The sequence below is a fragment of the Shimia ponticola genome (assembly GCF_007995215.1).
GTDB lineage: Bacteria > Pseudomonadota > Alphaproteobacteria > Rhodobacterales > Rhodobacteraceae > Shimia_B > Shimia_B ponticola.
On record NZ_VCDK01000003.1, the window covers coordinates 889,565 to 907,179 of the forward strand.

Sequence of the window (17,615 nt, forward strand, 5' to 3'; positions counted from 1 at the left end):
ATCACCAAATCGGAGCTGGCGATGTTTTACGAACCAAAGGATGGCCACGGGCTGCCGCATAATCCGTTCAATGCCATCGTGGCCCCACGCCCGATTGCCTGGGTCGCGACGCGCGGAAAAGACGGCCGCAATAACCTTGCTCCGTATTCATTCTTTAACGCAGTGGCCTACGTGCCGCCGCAGGTGATGTTTGCCTCCACATCGGCCAAGGAGGATCGCGTTGACACCAAGGACAGTGTCGGCAACATCCGCGACACCGGCGTCTTTTCGATCAGCATCGTGTCGCAGGCGCACCGTGACATCATGAACAAAAGCTCTGGCGCCTATGGGCGCGATGAGGACGAGTTCGGCTTGTCAGGGGCTATGAAAGCAGAATGCGAGACCATCAATTGCCCGCGTGTCGGCGATGCTCCAGCCACTCTGGAATGCCGGTTGACGCAAATCGTGCGGCTTCCCGGCGAGGCGAACTACAGCGTCTTTGGTGAGGTCGTCGGCGTGCATATGCGCGACGACTGCCTCAAGGACGGACGCTTTGACGTCGAACTTTTTCAACCGCTGTCACGGCTTGGCTACCGCGACTATGCCACTGTAACCGAGACATTCACGCTGGCACGTCCGGGGGAATAAGTCGCCGCTCAGAGTGGGCGGCGCACAATTTCCTAGTGATCGCCTGCGAGGATGCCGGTGCGCACGCCGTAATCCACCGCAAGCGCGTAATCAGGGTCGTCATCGCTATCGACCATCAGATGCCCAGCCTTGGTCAAAAGCTGGTGGCAATCGGGGCTGAGGTGGCGCAGTTGCACGCGCTTGCCGGCAGCTTCGTATTTGGACGCGACAGCTTCGATCGCCTGAAGTGCCGATTGATCCACGACCCGGCTATCGGCAAAGTCAATGATGACTTCCTTGGGGTCGTCCATCGGGTTGAACAGTTCGACGAAGCCATCGCTTGAGCCAAAGAACAGCGGGCCGTTGACCTGATAGACCCGCGCGCCTTCAGGCGTGGTGTAGGACTTGGCCCGGATGCGCGTCGCGTTATTCCATGCATAGGCAAGCGCAGAGACGATCACGCCCACCACAACCGCGATGGCAAGGTCGGTCATCACGGTTACGACCGTCACAAGAACAATCACAAAGGCATCGGTGCGCGGCACTTTCATCAGGATGCGCAGCGAGTTCCACGCAAAGGTGCCGATCACGACCATGAACATCACACCGACAAGCGCCGCCAGAGGGATCTGTTCGATCAGGGGCGCAGCAATGACGATGAACGCGAGCAGAAACAAAGCCGCCGCGATCCCGGCCAGACGCGTCCGTCCGCCCGATTTCACGTTGATCATCGACTGACCGATCATTGCACAGCCCCCCATGCCGCCGAAGAAACCGGTGACAGTGTTGGCGAGCCCTTGTGCGATGCACTCGCGGCTCGCACCGCCGCGCTGGTTGGTCATCTCACCCACGAGGTTAAGCGTCAGGAGGCTCTCAATCAGGCCGATTGCAGACAGGATGATGGCGTAAGGCAGAATGATCTCGAAGGTCTCATAATTCAGGGGGACCATCGGAATGTGGAACGACGGCAGACCACCTTCGATGGAGGCCATGTCGCCCACGCGCGGCACGTCGAGCCCAAAGATGATCACGATGGCTGCGACGATGCCGATCCCGGCCAGTGGCGCAGGGATGGCCTTGGTCACCTTTGGCATCAGCCAGATAATCCCCATGGTCAGCACCACAAGCACCAGCATAAGCGCAAGCTCATTTCCTGACAGCCATTGTCCGCCTGTCATGCCGTGGCCGTCAGATACCATCGAACCGGGCACTTTGAACTGAGTCAGCTGTGCGAGGAAGATCACGATGGCCAGACCGTTCACAAAGCCCAACATGACGGGATGCGGCACGAGACGGATAAACTTGCCCCATCGAAGGATGCCCACCGCGATCTGGATCGCCCCCATCAGCACGATGGTTGCAAAGAGATATTCAACACCGTGCTGAGCAACGAGCGACACCATTACGACAGCCAAAGCGCCCGTTGCACCCGAAATCATACCAGGGCGGCCACCCAACACAGCCGTGATCAGACCAACGATGAAAGCAGCATAGAGGCCCACCAAGGGGTGAACCCCAGCCACAAATGCAAAGGCCACCGCTTCTGGTACCAGTGCAAGCGCCACGGTCAAACCGGACAGCAACTCGATCCGCACGCGTGAGAGGTCCATCTTGGGGCCGCCGGAGTTCAGCGTGTCTAGGGAAAGACCATTGGCGAATGCTGCCATAACTTTACTCATATCGATCCCTCGGCCTCTTTTCGTCTGTCTTTCAGCTTGATTGCCCGGCCTCTAAAGCACGCGGCGGCTTAAGGCACGGTATTCTTCGGCACACGTCTATTGGTCGCAGACCACGTCAGAGTGCCTTCCGGCGCGGCGTGTAACAGGAAACGGGTGAAATGTCCCATGCATGGGGCGCATGGCCGCTACCCGCCTGGTGCAAATGCGCGTGAGTACTACAGAGCAGGCGAGTTCGGCGTTTCCATCCGGTACATTCTTGGTTTTACTGGGTCAGAACGAAAACGGGGCCACTTTCCATGACACAAACAATGATTGGCGTGATCGGCGGATCAGGCGTGTACGACATCGACGGTTTGCAGGATGCCAAATGGCAAGATGTCGAAAGCCCGTGGGGCGCGCCGTCTGACCAGATCCTGACCGGAACGCTGAACGGGGTCGCCATGGCGTTCCTGCCGCGCCATGGGCGCGGACATGTGCATTCACCCACGACCGTGCCTTACCGCGCCAATATCGACGCCCTGAAACGACTGGGCGTGACCGATGTCATCAGCGTCAGCGCTTGCGGGTCATTTCGCGAAGAGATGGCACCGGGTCACTTTGTGATTGTCGATCAATTCATCGACCGGACCGTGAACCGCGAAAAGTCGTTCTTTGGCACGGGCTGCGTGGCGCACGTGTCTGTTGCGCACCCAACCTGTCCGCGTCTCGGCGATGCTTGCGAAACCGCTGCGCGCAATGCCGGGATCACCGTCCATCGCGGCGGCACTTACCTTGCCATGGAAGGTCCGCAATTCTCATCGCTCGCCGAATCCAAGATGTACCGGGAAAGCTGGGGCTGTGACGTCATCGGCATGACCAATATGCCGGAGGCCAAACTCGCCCGCGAAGCGGAGCTTTGTTACGCCTCGGTCGCGATGATCACCGATTACGACAGCTGGCACCCGCAACATGGTGAGGTTGACGTCACCGAGATCATCAAAGTCCTTCAGGGCAACTCAGCGAACGCAAAAACACTGGTCGCAGGCTTGCCAGCCCTGCTCGGGTCTGAGCGCGCGCCATGTGAACACGGCTGCGACCGGGCCTTGGAGTTTGCGGTCCTGACTGCGCCTGACAAACGCGACCCGGCCTTGCTGGCCAAACTGGATGCCGTCGCAGGGCGGGTTCTTTGATTTCGACAATTCCATCCAAGGAAGGGATGAATAGGACATGCCGTTTGACCTTTGGCTGACATTCGTCGCCGCGACCTTTGCCGTTCTCATGATCCCCGGTCCCACGGTTCTGCTTGTGCTGAGCTACGCGCTGACGCAAGGGCGCAAGGTGGCCGTTGCCACAGCGGCGGGGGTGGCGCTCGGTGATCTGATCGCGATGACCGCGTCATTGATCGGGCTGGGCGCGATTGTTGCGGCGTCAGCGGCAGCCTTCACCATCCTAAAATGGGCGGGCGCGGCGTATCTTGTGTTCCTGGGCGTGAAGATGCTGCGTTCTGCTCCGCGCGAAGGCGCCAACCTCATCGAAACGGACGCACATGCCAGCCCGCAGGCGGTTTTCTGGCACGCTACAGTCGTGACTGCCCTCAATCCCAAGAGCATCGGCTTCTTCATCGCTTTTGTGCCGCAGTTTATCAGCCCGTCGTCCAGCTATGCACCACAGGCGGGCATTCTGATCGCAACTTTCGTGGCCTTCGCCGCCGCCAATGCACTGGCCTATGCGCTCTTGGCTGATCGGATGCGTCAGCAAATCCGCAAGCCATGGGTCATGCGTCGCCTCACACAGGCGGGCGGCCTGACACTGATTTGCATGGGGGCTTTGACCGCCACCTTGCGCCGAACGCCAGCCTGACCCAATTCCAAGGAGCCAGATCATGCCCCCCAAGAAGGACATCAAGGACTACATCCGCACCATCGTCGATTTCCCCCATGAAGGGATCATGTTTCGCGATGTGACAACGCTTTTTGCTGATCCGCGCGGTTTGCGTCTGGCGGTGGATCAGTTGCTGGACCCTTATGTGGGCACACAAATCGACAAAGTCGTCGGGCTTGAAGCGCGCGGGTTCATCCTGGGCGGGGCGATTGCGCATCAACTGTCGGTCGGATTTGTTCCAATTCGCAAAAAGGGCAAATTGCCCGGAACCACGATCAGCCAAGACTACAAATTGGAATACGGCGAAGCCATTGTCGAAGTGCATGACGACGCCATCCAAGCCGGTGAAAAAATCCTGCTGGTCGACGACCTGTTGGCCACGGGCGGAACGGCAGAGGCCGGGATCAAGCTTGTTGAACGGCTGGGCGGTGAAATCGTCGGCTGTGCCTTCGTGATTGATCTGCCTGAACTCGGGGGTCGCAAACGCCTGCACGACATGGGGATGGACGTGCATTGGCTGTGTGACTTCGAAGGACTGTAATCCGCGATGACAAACGCCGGAGTGAGGGGCCAGCCCCTCACACTCCCCGAAGTTATTGCAGCAAGAAGAATAGTCAGGATGCAGGCAAAATGACGCCCGGATTCATGATGCCCTTTGGGTCCAGCGCATCCTTGATCTGGCGCATCAGGGCCAAATGAGTGGGATCGGCATAGGCCTGAACATCTTCGACCTTGAGCCGCCCCACCCCGTGCTCGGCAGCGACTGACCCACCAAGCTCGTGCGTCAGATCATGGATCGCGCGCTTGATCGCGGGGCGTTCATTGTCATGGTCCGCACGGCTGCGTCCGGGTTGCGGAAAGACATTGTAGTGCAGGTTTCCGTCGCCGACGTGGCCGAAACAGTTGATCCTAAAGTTGCCAATCTCGGTCAGAACACCGGGACCACGTTCAATGAACTCGGGGATAGCTTCCATCGGAACCGAGATGTCATGCGATGAGACCGAGCCAATCCGTCGGTTGGCCTCTGGAATCTTTTCTCTGACGGCCCAAAACTCGGCACGCTGCGTTTCGGATTGGGCGATCGTGCCGTCAGTGGCGATGTGGGCCTCTGCCGCCGCCTCGAATATCTCCATCAGGACCTGAGCAGGATCGAGCCCGCTTGGCAGGCCAAGTTCGATCAAGACAGACCATTCTGGCGGTGTCTCGAACGGATGACGCACGTCTGGCAAGGTCTCGGAGAGAAAGTGATAGCCTTGTTCGTGGATAAGCTCAAAGGCCACCACCCCGTCGCCCACATGATTCCGCGCCAATGCCAAAAGATCGAGCGCGGCATCAGGCGACGGAACCGCGATCATCGCCGTGCCGCGCGTTGCGGGGATCGGAGAGAGCTTGAGGGTCGCGGCGGTTATCACACCCAATGTGCCCTCTGAGCCGATCATGAGATTGCGCAGGTCATAACCGAGGTTGTCTTTGCGCAGGCGCGTCAGCCCATTCCAGATGTCGCCGTTCGGCAAGACGACCTCGAGCCCAAGGCAAAGGTCGCGCATATTCCCGTAGCGCAAGACATTCACGCCGCCCGCGTTGGTGGCCAAGAGCCCTCCGATCCGGGCCGAGCCTTCGGACGCCAGTGACAGCGGGAATAGGCGATCCACCTCTTTCGCCTTAGCCTGTACATCAGCAAGAATTGCGCCAGCCTCGACCTCGATCAGATTTTCGCGCGGCCACGTGTTGCGGATCCGGGTCATCCGTTCGAGGCTAAGCACCAATGCGGCAGGTCCTTCGCCCGCGATCTGCCCCCCGACAAGGCCAGTGCCGCCACCATACGGCACCACTGGCACGCCAGCCTCATGGGCCAGACGGACGGCAGCTGCGACTTCGGTCGTCGAGGCAGGCGCGAGCACCACACCAGCGGCTCCTTGAAAGCGACCGCGCGGCTCTTCGAAATATTTCGGCTCCGGTGACTTGAAGGCCGCGTCCGGCAGCGCGGCACGCAGGCTGGCCTCAAAATCGGGCGTGACGGGGGATAGGTCTGTCATAGGGTGGGTCTAGCGGAAAGTCGCGTCAAAGGTCACTGGGGCGCACGCAGATAGTTTGTGCCCAGCACAAGGATGGTCGGCTCTGGAGGCAGGGTGCGCAAGCTGACCACGACCTCTGATGAAAGGGTGCGTTTGATGACAAAATCTTCGGCCATGTCTTCTAGGAAACGCTCGAGATTGGACGGCCCGAACCAGTGCATCGGGATCACCAAAGAGGACCGGAGACGCTGAAGCATCGAAATCAGCGATGGCCTATCGATCGTAAAACCGCCATCGACGGGAACCATCACCACGTCGAGCCGACCAAGCGCGGCGTACTGAGCCGGGTCAGGTTCGTGGTGCAAATGGCCCATATGGCCAATGCACAAACCCTCAATCTCGAACACAAAAATCGAATTACCATCCTCGACGATCTCGGGTCCGAAACGCGACCTCGTATCGGTTGTCACGTTCCGCACCAGCATATTGCCAACTTGCAGACTGTAGTCGGCCTTGTTGCCATCGCTATCGGGCCAGCCTTGCAACACATGTGGGATGCGCGGGTCCGGCAAAGAGGTCCAATGCGTCTCGTGGCTGTTGTTCATGGTGACCACGTCCGGAACCACATCGGCCATTCCCAAAAAGCCGGTGTAGTCCGTTGCCACGGTTTCACCGGTCGCCGCCTGAATGAAGAACATGGCGTGGTCGATGTAGTTGATGCGGACGCTGAACTCGGGCACCTCTTCGTGCCACGCGGCCTTGTGCAGGTAGGTGACGCCCGGCGTCGTGTCAGCCAGTGCAATGCAATGGCTGTTGCGGTCCTGCGCGGCAGCAGCGGTTCCAAGGCAAGACAGGCTCAGGGCAAAGAGTAGATGTCGCATGCCCTAAGGGTAGCGCGCGCCAGACGTGATCAATAGCGGTTTGACCGAGCGGAGCTATCCGACTTCGGTTTTGCCGCGTCGGTCGCTGCGCAGATTGGCATAAAGCACATGTGTGCGCCATCTGCCTGCGATTTGCAGATAGCTTTGCGCGACACCTTCGTATTTATAGCCAGACTTTTCCAACAGCGCGCGAGACGCTTTGTTTTCGGGCAGGCAGGCCGCCTCGATCCGGCTCAGATCAAGTTCGGTAAAGGCATAGTGGACCAAACCTTCGATGGCCTCGCGCATATAGCCGTGGCGCGCAAAGGGTTCGCCGATCCAATACCCGGTCGTGCCGGCCTGCGCGGGACCACGACGGATGTGATCAAGCGTGATTGCGCCGACAAGGCTCTGATCTTCTTTGCGGATTAGAAAAACAGGTACCGCCGTACCGCTGCGGATCGACCGCTGCGCCCAATAGACCCGGTTCGTGAAACTCTTGCGGGTGAGATGGTCCACAGCCCAGGTCGGCTCCCACGGCTGAAGAAAATCGCGGCTGGTCAGACGCAAGGCTGCCCATTGCCGAAAATCGGAATGGACAGGCGGGCGGAGCGTCAGGCGTTCCGTCTCGATCTTCACGTTCCGCGCACGGCGCAGCATCAGGCGGCCAGCCTCTCCTGCAAATCCTGAATGGTCGGTGCGGCATCGACCTGACCATAAAGCGCCATGGCCATGCGCGGGTTGTCGACCATTTGCCCTGCAAAGTCGCGAATATCCCCGGTCGTGACGCTGTCGATCGACTCGATGATCTCGTCCAGAGACGGGACACGCCCCCAGATCGCCGTCATACGCGCCAGACGTTCAGCACGGTGCGACGGGCTTTCCAGCCCCATCAGCATCCCGGCTTTCATCTGCGCACGGGCGCGTGCGACCTCGGCTGGGCTCATATCATCGGCCGCGCGTTTCAGCTCGTCCATGGTGATGTTGGCAAGCGTCGCGACCTGATCGGCACTGGTGCCTGCATAAATTGTGGTCATGCCCGTATCGGCATAAGCGCCAGCTTGGCTGAAAATCGTGTAGCAGAGGCCCTGCTTTTCGCGGACTTCCTGGAAGAGACGCGATGACATCCCGCCACCAAAGGCCGTCGAGAATATCTGCGACGTGTAAATCAAAGGATCGCGGTAATTCGGTCCCTCGAACGCCAAGGTAAAGTGAACCTGCTCAAGGACCTTGTCCTCCCGGCGCTCTCCGCCCGCGAAACTCGCCGCTTCGACCATGTGGATCGGCTTTGATTCAAGTCCCCCAAAGATCGCCTCAGCAGCTTTGACCAAGGCGTCATGATCGACACCACCGGCCGCTGCCAAGATCATCTGGCCGGGTCCATAATGCTCACGCACAAAGGACGACAGATCATCGCGGCTGAAAGACTTGACCCGTTCGGTTGGCCCCAAGATTGTGCGCCCGATGGGTTGATCGGGATAGGCCACCTCTTGCAACCAGTCAAAGACGATGTCGTCAGGTGTATCGAGAGACTGGCCGATTTCCTGCAAGATCACGCCGCGTTCGACCTCAATCTCACGCGGATCAAAGATGGGGTTCAGGACGATGTCGCTGATCACGTCCAGCGCCAGCGGCACGTCGTCTTCCAGCACGCGGGCGTAATAGGCGGTCATCTCGCGGCTGGTATAGGCGTTGATATAGCCACCGACGTCCTCAATCGCTTCGGCGATCTGCAGCGCAGTGCGGCGTTCGGTGCCTTTGAACGCCATATGTTCAAGGAAATGCGCGATGCCGTTTTGCTCGACACGTTCGTGCCGTCCGCCCGCATTGATCCAGACGCCGATCGAGGCGCTTTTCATCCCCTCCATCCGTTCGGTGACAATGCGAAATCCGTTCGGAAGGGTATGGGTCTTGACGGTCACGCGGTTCTCCGGCTGCGGATCAGGGTCTCGAGCGCGTCAAGATCGTTTTCGACCCGCGTCACCCGTTCTGATCGCTCATACAAGTCTGCCATGCGCGGGGGCAAGGGGGGGCGTGAGCCCATGGCGGCTTCGACTGCGTCGGGGAACTTGGCGGGATGCGCCGTGGCCAGCGTGATCATGGGCTCCGGGCCCAAGACGTCATTGGCGACCTTTACACCCACAGCGGAATGCGGACACAGGATTTCGCCTGTGCGGGTGAACATGTCCGTGATGGTCTGGCTTGTTTCATGCTCGTCCGAGCGGCCAGATCCGAAATGCTCACGCAGACCTTGCAGCGCGCCTTGGCTGATGTGGAACCCGCCCTCTTTCAGCTCGGTCATCAGTTGGGCCACAGCGCCGCCATCGCGGTCATAGGCATCGAACAAGGCGCGCTCAAAGTTGGACGACACCTGAATATCCATCGACGGCGTGATCGTCGGATGCACTTCTCCGGTGGTGTAGTCGCCGGTCGACAGCGCGCGGTGCAGGATATCGTTGCGGTTCGTCGCAACGATCAAGCGCTTGATCGGCAGTCCCATCTTTTTGGCGATATAGCCTGCAAAGATGTCACCGAAGTTTCCGGTCGGCACCGTAAAGGACACCTCGCGATAAGGCGCGCCAAGGGCGGTGGCAGACGAGAAGTAATAGACGACCTGCGCCAGAACCCGCGCCCAATTGATCGAATTGACCCCGGCCAGGCGGACTTCGTCGCGAAAGTCAAAGTGGTTGAACATGTCTTTCAGCTTGGCTTGGCAGTCATCAAAGGTGCCATCGACCGCCAGCGCATGGACGTTGCTCTCCACCGGCGTCGTCATTTGCCGCCTTTGGACCTCGGACACGCGCCCGTGCGGATAGAGGATAAACACATCGACGGCGTCCAGCCCGCGGAAGGCTTCGATCGCGGCTGATCCGGTATCACCAGAGGTGGCGCCCACAATCGTGACCTTTTCGCCGCGACGCTCCAGAGCGACCTGAAACAGCTGACCAATCAACTGCATGGCAAAATCCTTGAACGCCAAAGTTGGACCGTGAAACAGTTCGAGAAGGTGGTGGTTCGGTCCAAGCTGAACCAGCGGCGCACGCGCATCGTGGCCAAAGCTGGCATAGGCCTTTTCGATGATCTCGCCAAACTCGCTGTCAGTGAAGGTGTCGCCCACAAAGGGGCGCATCACGCGAAAGGCAACCTCTTCATAGGGCAACCCGGCCAGCGCCGCGATGTCAGCCTCGGACAGGCTTGGCACGGTCGCCGGAACATAAAGCCCGCCATCACGGGCCAACCCCGTCAACATGGCCTCTTCGAAACTCAGCACTGGGGCTGCGCCACGGGTTGAGATATAGTCCATTGAACCGTTCTTCTTTCTTGTCAGGCCGGTTTGCGCCGCCCGCGGTATAGGAAAAGCAGGGTCATTCCAACCCAGACCGCCGCAAGCCCGAACCACGTCACCGCATAGCCCAAGTGATCGTTCGGAATGCCGCTGGTGTCCACGGGCAAAGGCGTCAGAGACGGGTCATTTGGCGACACATCGCGCGCAATGATCATGACAGGCTCTGTATTCAGGTGGGCGGCCAGAGATGGCACATCGCGGGCGAACCAGGTGTTGGCCGCGATATCGTTATCCGGCGTGAAACTGTCGATCTCATCAGGCCAGTGCAGGTTGCCCACCACCGACACCGGTCCAGCCGTGCGCGCTTTGGTTTTGTCCTCAACATCGACATAGCCGCGATCCACCAGCATCCGGCGACCATCCGTTTCGAATGCCTGAATGATCCGATAGCCCGCCCCGCGCAACTTGGTCGACACCAGTACATGCACCTCAGGGCCAACGAGTGTGCCATCGGCAGCAACCGGCAAATATCGATCCGCTTCTGGATCGGGGGTTTGCGGCACCGCGACAGGTGCGGCTGTGATCCGCGCCTCGATCTCGGCCAAGACGCCTTCTTTCCACTCCAGCCGTTGCATCTGCCATATCCCAAGCCACAGCAGAACCCCGGTTCCCAGAACGCCGATCAACAAGACAAAGATGCGCACGTGTCCGATCTCTCCAAAGCAAAAGGGCAGAGACCGCCCCTGCCCTTCTATGTTTTTCAAATGCTCCCGCCCACTGCCCGTTAGGTGGCTTTGCCACCGTAAGGGGAGGCGTCGCGCGCATTCAAAGCGCGAGGGTGGGGCGGTTGGGGAGCGCTTTGAAAGCGCGCTCCCGTCATTTGTCAGATCAGCCTGGCAGCGACGCGCCGACACCCCAGATGTAGACCGCGGCGAACAGGAACAGCCAAACCACATCGACAAAGTGCCAGTACCATGCTGCCGCCTCAAAACCCATGTGGCTCTCAGCCGTAAAGTGACCCTTGCGCACCCGGAAGTAGCAGATCGCGAGGAAGATCGTCCCAATGATGACGTGCAGACCGTGGAAACCGGTCGCCATGAAGAAGTTCGAGAAGAACTTGTCGCCACCGAAGGTCCAGTCCTTGACCGTCAGAAGATAGTTGTACTCGTAGGCTTGGAACGCCGTGAACAGCACACCCAGAAGAACTGCGATCAGCAGACCATGCTCAACGTCCTTGCGCTGACCGCCATGGACAAGCGCGTGGTGCGCCCAGGTCACGGCACAGCCCGACAACAGCAGGATCAGCGTGTTGATCAGCGGCAGTTCGAACGCGTTCACGTGGTAGAATTCAGGCGCCACGTAGGTCGAGCCTTCGTAGTCCTGCATCGGATAAAGCGCGTGTTTGAAGAACGACCAGAACCATGCGGCAAAGAACATGACTTCCGACATGATGAACATGATGAAGCCATAGCGCAGGCCGATCAGAACGACGGGCGTGTGGTCACCCACCTGGTTCTCGGCGACCGTCTCGGCCCACCACGCATACATCACGTAGAGGACACCGACAAAGCCCATCAGGAACAGCCATGGGCCGCTATCGTGCATCCAAAGGACCGCGCCGAAGAGCATAGCAAATGCTGCCACCGATCCGGCGAACGGCCAGATAGAGGGGTTCAGAATGTGATAGTCGTGGTTCTTTTCGTGGGCCATTGTTCCCTCCCCCGCGTTTTGGGGTTTCTTAGTTTAGACTTGTTTCGGTTTCAGCCTCCAAAGCAGCCTGCTGCTCTGGAAGGTCAATTTCATAAAACGTGTAGCTCAGCGTGATCGTGTGGATGTATTTGCCCTCACGATCATCGACGATGTCGGGCTCCACAAAGAAGGTCACTGGCATCATGACGGTTTCACCCGGCATTAACACCTGCTCTTCAAAGCAGAAGCAGTCGATCTTGCTGAAGAAGCCGCCCGCTTGGTAGGGCGTCACATTGTAGGATGCGCTGCCGGCCACAGGTTTGTCTGTCGGGTTGTGCGCCTCGTAGAAGGCAAGCCCCGTCTCCCCGATCTTAAGCTCCATGGTGCGGACTTCTGGTTTGAAGGTCCACGGCATGTCTTTTTCAAGCGACCCGTCAAAGCGGATCGTAATGGTGTCATCAAGCACCGTATCCGAGCCGGCTTCGGCTACATCTGTTGCGCCGCCAAATCCGGTGACGCGGCAAAACCAATCGTAGAATGGCACCGACGCGTAGGCGAGGCCAAACATCGTTGCGACAACGGCCAGCGTCTTGGCAAGGGTTCTTGTTTTTCCGTCCAGGGTCATGTCGTCACTCCCCCGTTGCAGATTGCGTTTCGGTAGCGGGCAGCGCTGTTGCGCGCGGCACGTGGTCAAAGCCTTCGACAGGCCCTGTCTGGCGGATTTTCACCGTCGTCAGCACAAACAGCAAACCGATAAAGGCCGCCAGACACAGGCCAACGCCCATGTTCCGGCCCTTCCGGCGTTTGTGCATATCGCTGTCAGGTGAAAAGCTCATTGCCACTCCTTTTACATCCAGTTTGCAACTGGCAGCACGGCCTCAAACAGGATCGCGCCAAAATGAACGAACAGGTACAGAAGCGAAAACTTGAAGAACGATTTCTCGACCTTGTAGTTGTCAGCTTCGGCGTCTTCTTCGGTGCGGCGCCAGATCCGAACGGCATCCCGCAGGAAGATCACGTTACAGATCACTGCGACGGCCAGATAAAGAGGGCCACCGATTTGCGTAAATCCGGCTGCGACAGCCAAAACGGCCAGTAGAACCGTGTAGGCAAGGATATGCGCGCGTGTGGCTTTGCGGCCATGCGTGACGGTCAGCATCGGGACACCCGCATCATCGTAATCAGAGCGCATGAACAGGGCCAGCGCCCAGAAATGCGGAGGAGTCCACATGAAGATCAGAGCGAACATCAGGCAGGCTTCGATCGAGATCGAACCGGTCACAGCCACCCATCCGATCATCGGAGGGAACGCACCCGCCGCGCCACCGATCACGATGTTCTGCGGTGTCGAACGCTTGAGCCACATCGAATACACGACGGCGTAAAAGAAGATCGTGAATGCCAGCAGCCCAGCCGCCAGCCAGTTTGTCGCCAGCGCCATGAACATCACGGACAGGCCCGACAGGGCACAGCCCACGACAAGCGCATCTTGTGGCTCAACACGGCCCGATGGGATCGGCCGTTTGGCCGTCCGTTTCATCACCGCGTCGATATCCGCGTCCCACCACATGTTCAGCGCACCCGAAGCACCCGCCCCGATTGCGATGAACAGAATTGCGCAGACAGCTTCGACCCAGTGAAGAGATCCAGGAGCCGCCAGCAGGCCAACCGCAGCCGTAAAGACCACAAGCGACATCACGCGCGGCTTCAGCAGCGCGAAATAGTCGCCAAAGCCCGCATCATACGGGCCTTGGTTGGCAGCAGGTTGCGCTGCGGTGTTGAGGGACGCGTCGGTCATTTACTTCGATGCCACTTTCACAGCTGGAAGGGAGGTTGGATCACCGGCATATTCGTCGATCGCACCGGCGAGCCACTCTTGGTAGGCCTCAGGCGACACCGCTTTCACGGTGATCGGCATATAGGCGTGATCCTTGCCGCAAAGCTCCGAGCACTGACCGAAATAGACGCCTTCCATGCCCTCATCGACGGCAAACCACAGTTCGGCCAGACGACCAGGAACGGCATCCTGCTTCACGCCAAAGGACGGAATGGTCCACGAATGGATCACGTCCGAGCCGGTCACCTGCATCACGACGGTCGCGCCAACGGGCACAACGACGGCGGTGTCGGTGGCCAACAGATATTCGTCTTCTGCGTAGCCGTAGTCAGCCAGGTCTTCTTTGGCGAGCATGAAGCTGTCGAAGCCAAAGTCGTGATCGACATATTCGTAGCTCCAGTACCACTGGTTGCCCGTCACCTTGATGGTCACATCGGCTTCCGGGATTTCCTGCTGCTTGAACAGCACCGGCAGCGAGAACGCACCGATGAAGACTAGGATCAGGATCGGGATCACGGTCCAAGCGACTTCCAGCGGCGAGTTGTGCGTGAAGGTTGCAGGCGTTTTGTTTGCCTTGCTGTTGTAGCGCACGATCACCAGCGCCAGCAGAACCGTCACAAACAGCGAGATTGCGGTGATGATCACCAAAATCAGGCCGTCAAGCCATTGTAGGTCGCGCGCCAGTTCGGTTGCCGCAGGCTGAAAGCCCATACCGGCGTCTACTGGTTTACCGATGCTGTCCAGCCCATCCAATGCGGCCTGCGCATAGGCCATAGGTGCTGCGAGCACGGCACCTGCTGCGGTCAGGAGCGTTTTCAATCGCATGTGAGTCGTCCCCGTATCATGTCACCCTGTCCATGGTCCGTTTGCAGCGTGCGGAAAACGGCGTCCTGTCGACATGGGTATACTGCGTTGTCTATCGGGCGCTTCAAACCATATGTTGAAATTCCGGGCAACGGACCCAAACGTCACAGGGGCGCGTCAAAAGCGCGCTAACATTGACCCAAATCAACCGAGGACACCATGTCGCACGATCCTTTTCGCCCCTTTGAAACACTCGTGGACGAATCCGCCGCGCTGGCCGTGTTGCGGCAGGCCACCGAGGGTGCGGATGATGGCGAACTGTTCCTTGAACGCCGCCGGTCAGAGGTCCTGTCCTTTGACGATGGGCGCCTCAGAGCCTCGAATTACGACGCCGCTGAGGGTTTCGGTCTGCGCGCGGTGCGCGGCCAAACGGCCGGCTACGCGCATTCCACCGAAGTCAGTGAACAGGCCATGCGACGCGCCGCGGAAACCGCCCGGCTCGCCGTGGGCGCAGGCGGTGGCAGCATGGCCGACGCCCCTGCCCGCACGAACACCAAACTCTACGCCGATATCGACCCCATGTCCGAGGCCGAGTTTTCGGTCAAAGTCGAGACGCTGCGCGAAATTGATGCGTATGCGCGCGATCTGGATGCCCGGGTGGTTCAGGTGTCGGCTTCGCTTGCTGCATCATTGCAAGAGATCGAGATTTTGCGCCCCGATGGACAGCGCTTTGCCGATATGCGGCCAATGGCGCGGCTGAACGTATCGGTCATCGTCGAAGAAAACGGCCGTCGCGAAGGCGGCACTGCCGGTGCAGGTGGACGTTATGGCCTGTCAGGCCTGCTGGCCTCGGATCATTGGAAAGGTGCCGTGCAAGAGGCCCTGCGGATTGCAGTGGTCAATCTCTCTGCGGTTCCGGCGCCTGCGGGTGTGATGGATGTTGTATTGGGCGCGGGCTGGCCCGGTATCCTTCTACACGAGGCCGTGGGTCATGGGCTGGAAGGTGATTTCAATCGCAAGGGAACCTCGGCTTTTGCCGGGCTGATGGGACAGCAGGTTGCAGCCAAAGGCGTCACGGTCCTAGACGACGGTACGATTCCTGATCGTCGCGGGTCGATCACCTTTGACGACGAAGGGACGCCCAGCGCCAAGAACACTCTGATCGAAGACGGCGTTTTGGTCGGGTACATGCAGGACCGGCAGAACGCGCGCCTGATGGGCGTTGCACCCACAGGCAATGGACGGCGCGAAAGCTATGCGCATATCCCGATGCCGCGCATGACCAACACGTATATGTTGTCTGGTGATGCCGATCCCAAAGACATCGTCGCTGATCTCAAGGACGGCATCTACGCGGTTGGCTTTGGCGGCGGGCAGGTCGATATCACAAACGGTAAATTCGTCTTCTCCTGCACAGAAGCGTATCGCGTGCAGGACGGCAAGGTCGGCGCACCGGTCAAAGGCGCGACGCTGATAGGGGATGGCGCGACGGCGCTCAAACACATCCGCGCAATTGGCAATGACATGGCGCTTGATCCGGGCATCGGCAATTGCGGCAAGGCCGGGCAATGGGTTCCGGTTGGTGTCGGGCAACCAACGCTAATGATCGGTGGTTTGACAGTCGGCGGGTCCGCAGCCTGACGCGTTTGATCGCAAAGTGAAATGACGTCGCTGCGGTGGTCCTCTAGGGGACCGCTGCTCATGCCGATTTACGCATCGTTAACCGAGTTTCGCCTAAGTTGATTCCCGTAAGTCGGCGGAGCGTTGGATGACGGGTCACAAAATTTCTTCCTCTCACCCCCCAAAACCACCCACCGCGGAAGAATATCGTTTTCAGTCGCTCCGCCTCTTACGATCCCGTCGCGTCGGCATCGCAACCTACGACCGCCTTATTGCGGAACATGGCAATCCGGCTGCTGCATTGGCCGCCCTGCCCGAAATCGCGGCTGCGGCGGGTGAAACCAACTATGAGGTCTGCCCAGAAGGCGTCATCGCCGCCGAAATGCGACGTGGAGCGCAGGCAGGAGCAGCTCTTGTGGCACGGGACGACGCGGCTTACCCGACCGCAATGCATGATCTGCACGATGCACCGCCCTTTCTTTGGGCGCGCGGGGACTTGGACATTCTCAAACGCCCGATGATTGCTCTTGTTGGCGCGCGCAACGCTTCATCCCTTGGCACCCGCATGACCCGAAAACTGGCCGCTGATTTGGGCGAAGCCGGTTATGTCGTGGTGTCCGGTTTGGCGCGCGGCGTGGACACTGCCGCCCATCATCACGCCATCGACACCGGGACCGTGGCGGTCATGGCTGGCGGCGTCGACGTTATCTATCCGTTAGAGAACAGCGCGCTTGCCGATACCATCGCCGCACGCGGATTGATGATCAGCGAACAACCCATGGGTCTGCAGCCACAGGCGCGGCATTTCCCAACGCGCAATCGCCTGATTTCGGGGCTGGCACAGGCCGTGGTGGTTGTCGAGGCCGCCGCAAAATCGGGCAGTCTGATCACCGCGCGCAACGCACTTGATCAGGGTCGGGATGTCCTGGCTGTGCCGGGTCACCCATTTGATGCACGCGCGGGCGGTTGCAATATGTTGATCCGTGACGGCGCCGTCTTGGTCCGATCGGCTGAGGATGTGATCGAAGCCATCGCTTCGCCGCCTGCACGAGCATCGCAAAACGCCAAAATCGTGGGCACGTCCCAGCCACCTTCGCCCCCTGCCCGATCGCTCCGCGACACCGCCGTTCTGCACCGCCAAATCCTTGACCGGCTCGGCCCATCACCGATGGCAGAGGATCAGCTGATCCGCGATTTGAAAGCTCAGGCGGCAGACGTCACGCCGGTCTTGATTGAACTTGAACTCGACGGGCAGATCGAACGTCAGGCCGGGGGCCTTCTGTCGCTTGCCCCACAGGTTGAGCAAGGCACAAAGCGCCGTCAAACCAATGCGTGACGCTGCATAAATACAAGGCTTTT

At 59.4% G+C, this 17,615-nt stretch carries 18 protein-coding genes; 6 read left to right on the forward strand and 12 right to left on the reverse strand.

Annotation, left to right across the window (positions count from 1 at the left end):
- The first annotated feature begins 21 nt into the window (after window positions 1-21).
- Window positions 22-627 (forward strand): flavin reductase family protein, encoded by a 606-nt coding sequence (locus tag FE702_RS07710; protein WP_186827021.1) that lies wholly within the window; start codon window positions 22-24, stop codon window positions 625-627.
- A 32-nt stretch (window positions 628-659) separates the two neighbouring features.
- On the opposite strand, the gene FE702_RS07715 is transcribed toward FE702_RS07710, so the two are convergent.
- Complete coding sequence (locus tag FE702_RS07715) at window positions 660-2,216, reverse strand: SulP family inorganic anion transporter (protein ID WP_430303174.1); 1,557 nt, start codon at window positions 2,214-2,216, stop codon at window positions 660-662.
- A gap of 365 nt (window positions 2,217-2,581) precedes the next feature.
- On the opposite strand from FE702_RS07715, the gene FE702_RS07720 reads away from it, so the two are divergent.
- Genes FE702_RS07720 through FE702_RS07730 form a run of 3 tightly spaced genes read left to right on the forward strand, consistent with a single transcriptional unit; the run spans window position 2,582 to window position 4,686 of the window.
- Window positions 2,582-3,454, forward strand: coding sequence for an S-methyl-5'-thioadenosine phosphorylase (locus tag FE702_RS07720; RefSeq protein ID WP_147125664.1), 873 nt, complete (start codon window positions 2,582-2,584; stop codon window positions 3,452-3,454).
- Window positions 3,455-3,491: 37 nt separating this feature from the next.
- Window positions 3,492-4,124 (forward strand): LysE family translocator, encoded by a 633-nt coding sequence (locus tag FE702_RS07725; protein WP_147125665.1) that lies wholly within the window; start codon window positions 3,492-3,494, stop codon window positions 4,122-4,124.
- A gap of 22 nt (window positions 4,125-4,146) precedes the next feature.
- Window positions 4,147-4,686: an adenine phosphoribosyltransferase gene (locus tag FE702_RS07730; protein ID WP_147125666.1), complete on the forward strand. Its 540-nt coding sequence runs from the start codon at window positions 4,147-4,149 to the stop codon at window positions 4,684-4,686.
- Between the two features lie 73 nt (window positions 4,687-4,759).
- Here FE702_RS07730 and FE702_RS07735 read toward each other — a convergent pair whose 3' ends face one another.
- The 11 genes from FE702_RS07735 to coxB all read right to left on the reverse strand — a co-directional run bounded on the left by FE702_RS07735 (window position 4,760) and on the right by coxB (window position 14,657).
- On the reverse strand, window positions 4,760-6,181 hold the full coding sequence (locus FE702_RS07735) for an FAD-binding oxidoreductase (RefSeq protein WP_147125667.1): 1,422 nt from the start codon (window positions 6,179-6,181) through the stop codon (window positions 4,760-4,762).
- A 32-nt stretch (window positions 6,182-6,213) separates the two neighbouring features.
- Entirely contained in the window at window positions 6,214-7,041 is an 828-nt protein-coding gene (locus tag FE702_RS07740) for an MBL fold metallo-hydrolase (protein ID WP_147125668.1), read from the reverse strand.
- 54 nt (window positions 7,042-7,095) lie between these two features.
- A complete protein-coding gene (locus FE702_RS07745) occupies window positions 7,096-7,680 on the reverse strand; it encodes a GNAT family N-acetyltransferase (protein WP_147125669.1) in 585 nt (194 codons plus the stop codon).
- Window positions 7,680-8,942 carry a M16 family metallopeptidase gene (locus tag FE702_RS07750; RefSeq protein WP_147125670.1) on the reverse strand — a complete coding sequence of 421 codons (1,263 nt, stop codon included), beginning with the start codon at window positions 8,940-8,942 and terminating at the stop codon, window positions 7,680-7,682. Before FE702_RS07750 ends, FE702_RS07745 begins: the two co-directional genes overlap by 1 nt.
- Entirely contained in the window at window positions 8,939-10,324 is a 1,386-nt protein-coding gene (thrC, locus tag FE702_RS07755; RefSeq protein WP_147125671.1) for a threonine synthase, read from the reverse strand. The genes FE702_RS07750 and thrC overlap by 4 nt, the downstream gene beginning before the upstream one ends.
- A gap of 20 nt (window positions 10,325-10,344) precedes the next feature.
- Window positions 10,345-11,010, reverse strand: a complete 666-nt coding sequence (locus FE702_RS07760; protein ID WP_147125672.1) for an SURF1 family protein — start codon at window positions 11,008-11,010, stop codon at window positions 10,345-10,347.
- 184 nt (window positions 11,011-11,194) lie between these two features.
- Window positions 11,195-12,016 (reverse strand): cytochrome c oxidase subunit 3, encoded by an 822-nt coding sequence (locus FE702_RS07765; RefSeq protein ID WP_147125673.1) that lies wholly within the window; start codon window positions 12,014-12,016, stop codon window positions 11,195-11,197.
- 28 nt (window positions 12,017-12,044) lie between these two features.
- Complete coding sequence (locus FE702_RS07770; protein WP_147125674.1) at window positions 12,045-12,620, reverse strand: cytochrome c oxidase assembly protein; 576 nt, start codon at window positions 12,618-12,620, stop codon at window positions 12,045-12,047.
- 4 nt (window positions 12,621-12,624) lie between these two features.
- Complete coding sequence (locus FE702_RS07775; RefSeq protein ID WP_147125675.1) at window positions 12,625-12,831, reverse strand: hypothetical protein; 207 nt, start codon at window positions 12,829-12,831, stop codon at window positions 12,625-12,627.
- Window positions 12,832-12,842: 11 nt separating this feature from the next.
- Window positions 12,843-13,793 (reverse strand): heme o synthase, encoded by a 951-nt coding sequence (gene cyoE / locus FE702_RS07780; RefSeq protein ID WP_147125676.1) that lies wholly within the window; start codon window positions 13,791-13,793, stop codon window positions 12,843-12,845.
- The gene (gene coxB, locus FE702_RS07785; RefSeq protein WP_147125677.1) at window positions 13,794-14,657 is read right to left on the reverse strand and encodes a cytochrome c oxidase subunit II; all 864 of its coding nucleotides are present in this window, start codon (window positions 14,655-14,657) and stop codon (window positions 13,794-13,796) included.
- A 198-nt stretch (window positions 14,658-14,855) separates the two neighbouring features.
- Here coxB and tldD point away from each other — a divergent pair, with 198 nt between their 5' ends.
- On the forward strand, window positions 14,856-16,277 hold the full coding sequence (gene tldD, locus FE702_RS07790; RefSeq protein WP_147125678.1) for a metalloprotease TldD: 1,422 nt from the start codon (window positions 14,856-14,858) through the stop codon (window positions 16,275-16,277).
- A gap of 127 nt (window positions 16,278-16,404) precedes the next feature.
- Window positions 16,405-17,592, forward strand: coding sequence for a DNA-processing protein DprA (gene dprA / locus FE702_RS07795; protein WP_147125679.1), 1,188 nt, complete (start codon window positions 16,405-16,407; stop codon window positions 17,590-17,592).
- Window positions 17,593-17,615: the final 23 nt, after the last annotated feature.

What these genes read in the sequence shown, in the direction of transcription:
- tldD (WP_147125678.1), top strand. Translation starts at nt 14,856, where the DNA reads ATGTCGCACGATCCTTTTCGCCCCTTTGAAACACTCGTGGACGAATCC.
- FE702_RS07725 (WP_147125665.1), top strand. Translation starts at nt 3,492, where the DNA reads ATGCCGTTTGACCTTTGGCTGACATTCGTCGCCGCGACCTTTGCCGTT.
- FE702_RS07745 (WP_147125669.1), bottom strand. Translation starts at nt 7,680, where the DNA reads ATGCTGCGCCGTGCGCGGAACGTGAAGATCGAGACGGAACGCCTGACG.
- dprA (WP_147125679.1), top strand. Translation starts at nt 16,405, where the DNA reads ATGACGGGTCACAAAATTTCTTCCTCTCACCCCCCAAAACCACCCACC.
- FE702_RS07735 (WP_147125667.1), bottom strand. Translation starts at nt 6,181, where the DNA reads ATGACAGACCTATCCCCCGTCACGCCCGATTTTGAGGCCAGCCTGCGT.
- FE702_RS07740 (WP_147125668.1), bottom strand. Translation starts at nt 7,041, where the DNA reads ATGCGACATCTACTCTTTGCCCTGAGCCTGTCTTGCCTTGGAACCGCT.
- FE702_RS07765 (WP_147125673.1), bottom strand. Translation starts at nt 12,016, where the DNA reads ATGGCCCACGAAAAGAACCACGACTATCACATTCTGAACCCCTCTATC.
- FE702_RS07710 (WP_186827021.1), top strand. Translation starts at nt 22, where the DNA reads ATGTTTTACGAACCAAAGGATGGCCACGGGCTGCCGCATAATCCGTTC.
- thrC (WP_147125671.1), bottom strand. Translation starts at nt 10,324, where the DNA reads ATGGACTATATCTCAACCCGTGGCGCAGCCCCAGTGCTGAGTTTCGAA.
- FE702_RS07720 (WP_147125664.1), top strand. Translation starts at nt 2,582, where the DNA reads ATGACACAAACAATGATTGGCGTGATCGGCGGATCAGGCGTGTACGAC.
- FE702_RS07715 (WP_430303174.1), bottom strand. Translation starts at nt 2,216, where the DNA reads ATGGACCTCTCACGCGTGCGGATCGAGTTGCTGTCCGGTTTGACCGTG.
- FE702_RS07770 (WP_147125674.1), bottom strand. Translation starts at nt 12,620, where the DNA reads ATGACCCTGGACGGAAAAACAAGAACCCTTGCCAAGACGCTGGCCGTT.
- cyoE (WP_147125676.1), bottom strand. Translation starts at nt 13,793, where the DNA reads ATGACCGACGCGTCCCTCAACACCGCAGCGCAACCTGCTGCCAACCAA.
- coxB (WP_147125677.1), bottom strand. Translation starts at nt 14,657, where the DNA reads ATGCGATTGAAAACGCTCCTGACCGCAGCAGGTGCCGTGCTCGCAGCA.
- FE702_RS07730 (WP_147125666.1), top strand. Translation starts at nt 4,147, where the DNA reads ATGCCCCCCAAGAAGGACATCAAGGACTACATCCGCACCATCGTCGAT.
- FE702_RS07775 (WP_147125675.1), bottom strand. Translation starts at nt 12,831, where the DNA reads ATGAGCTTTTCACCTGACAGCGATATGCACAAACGCCGGAAGGGCCGG.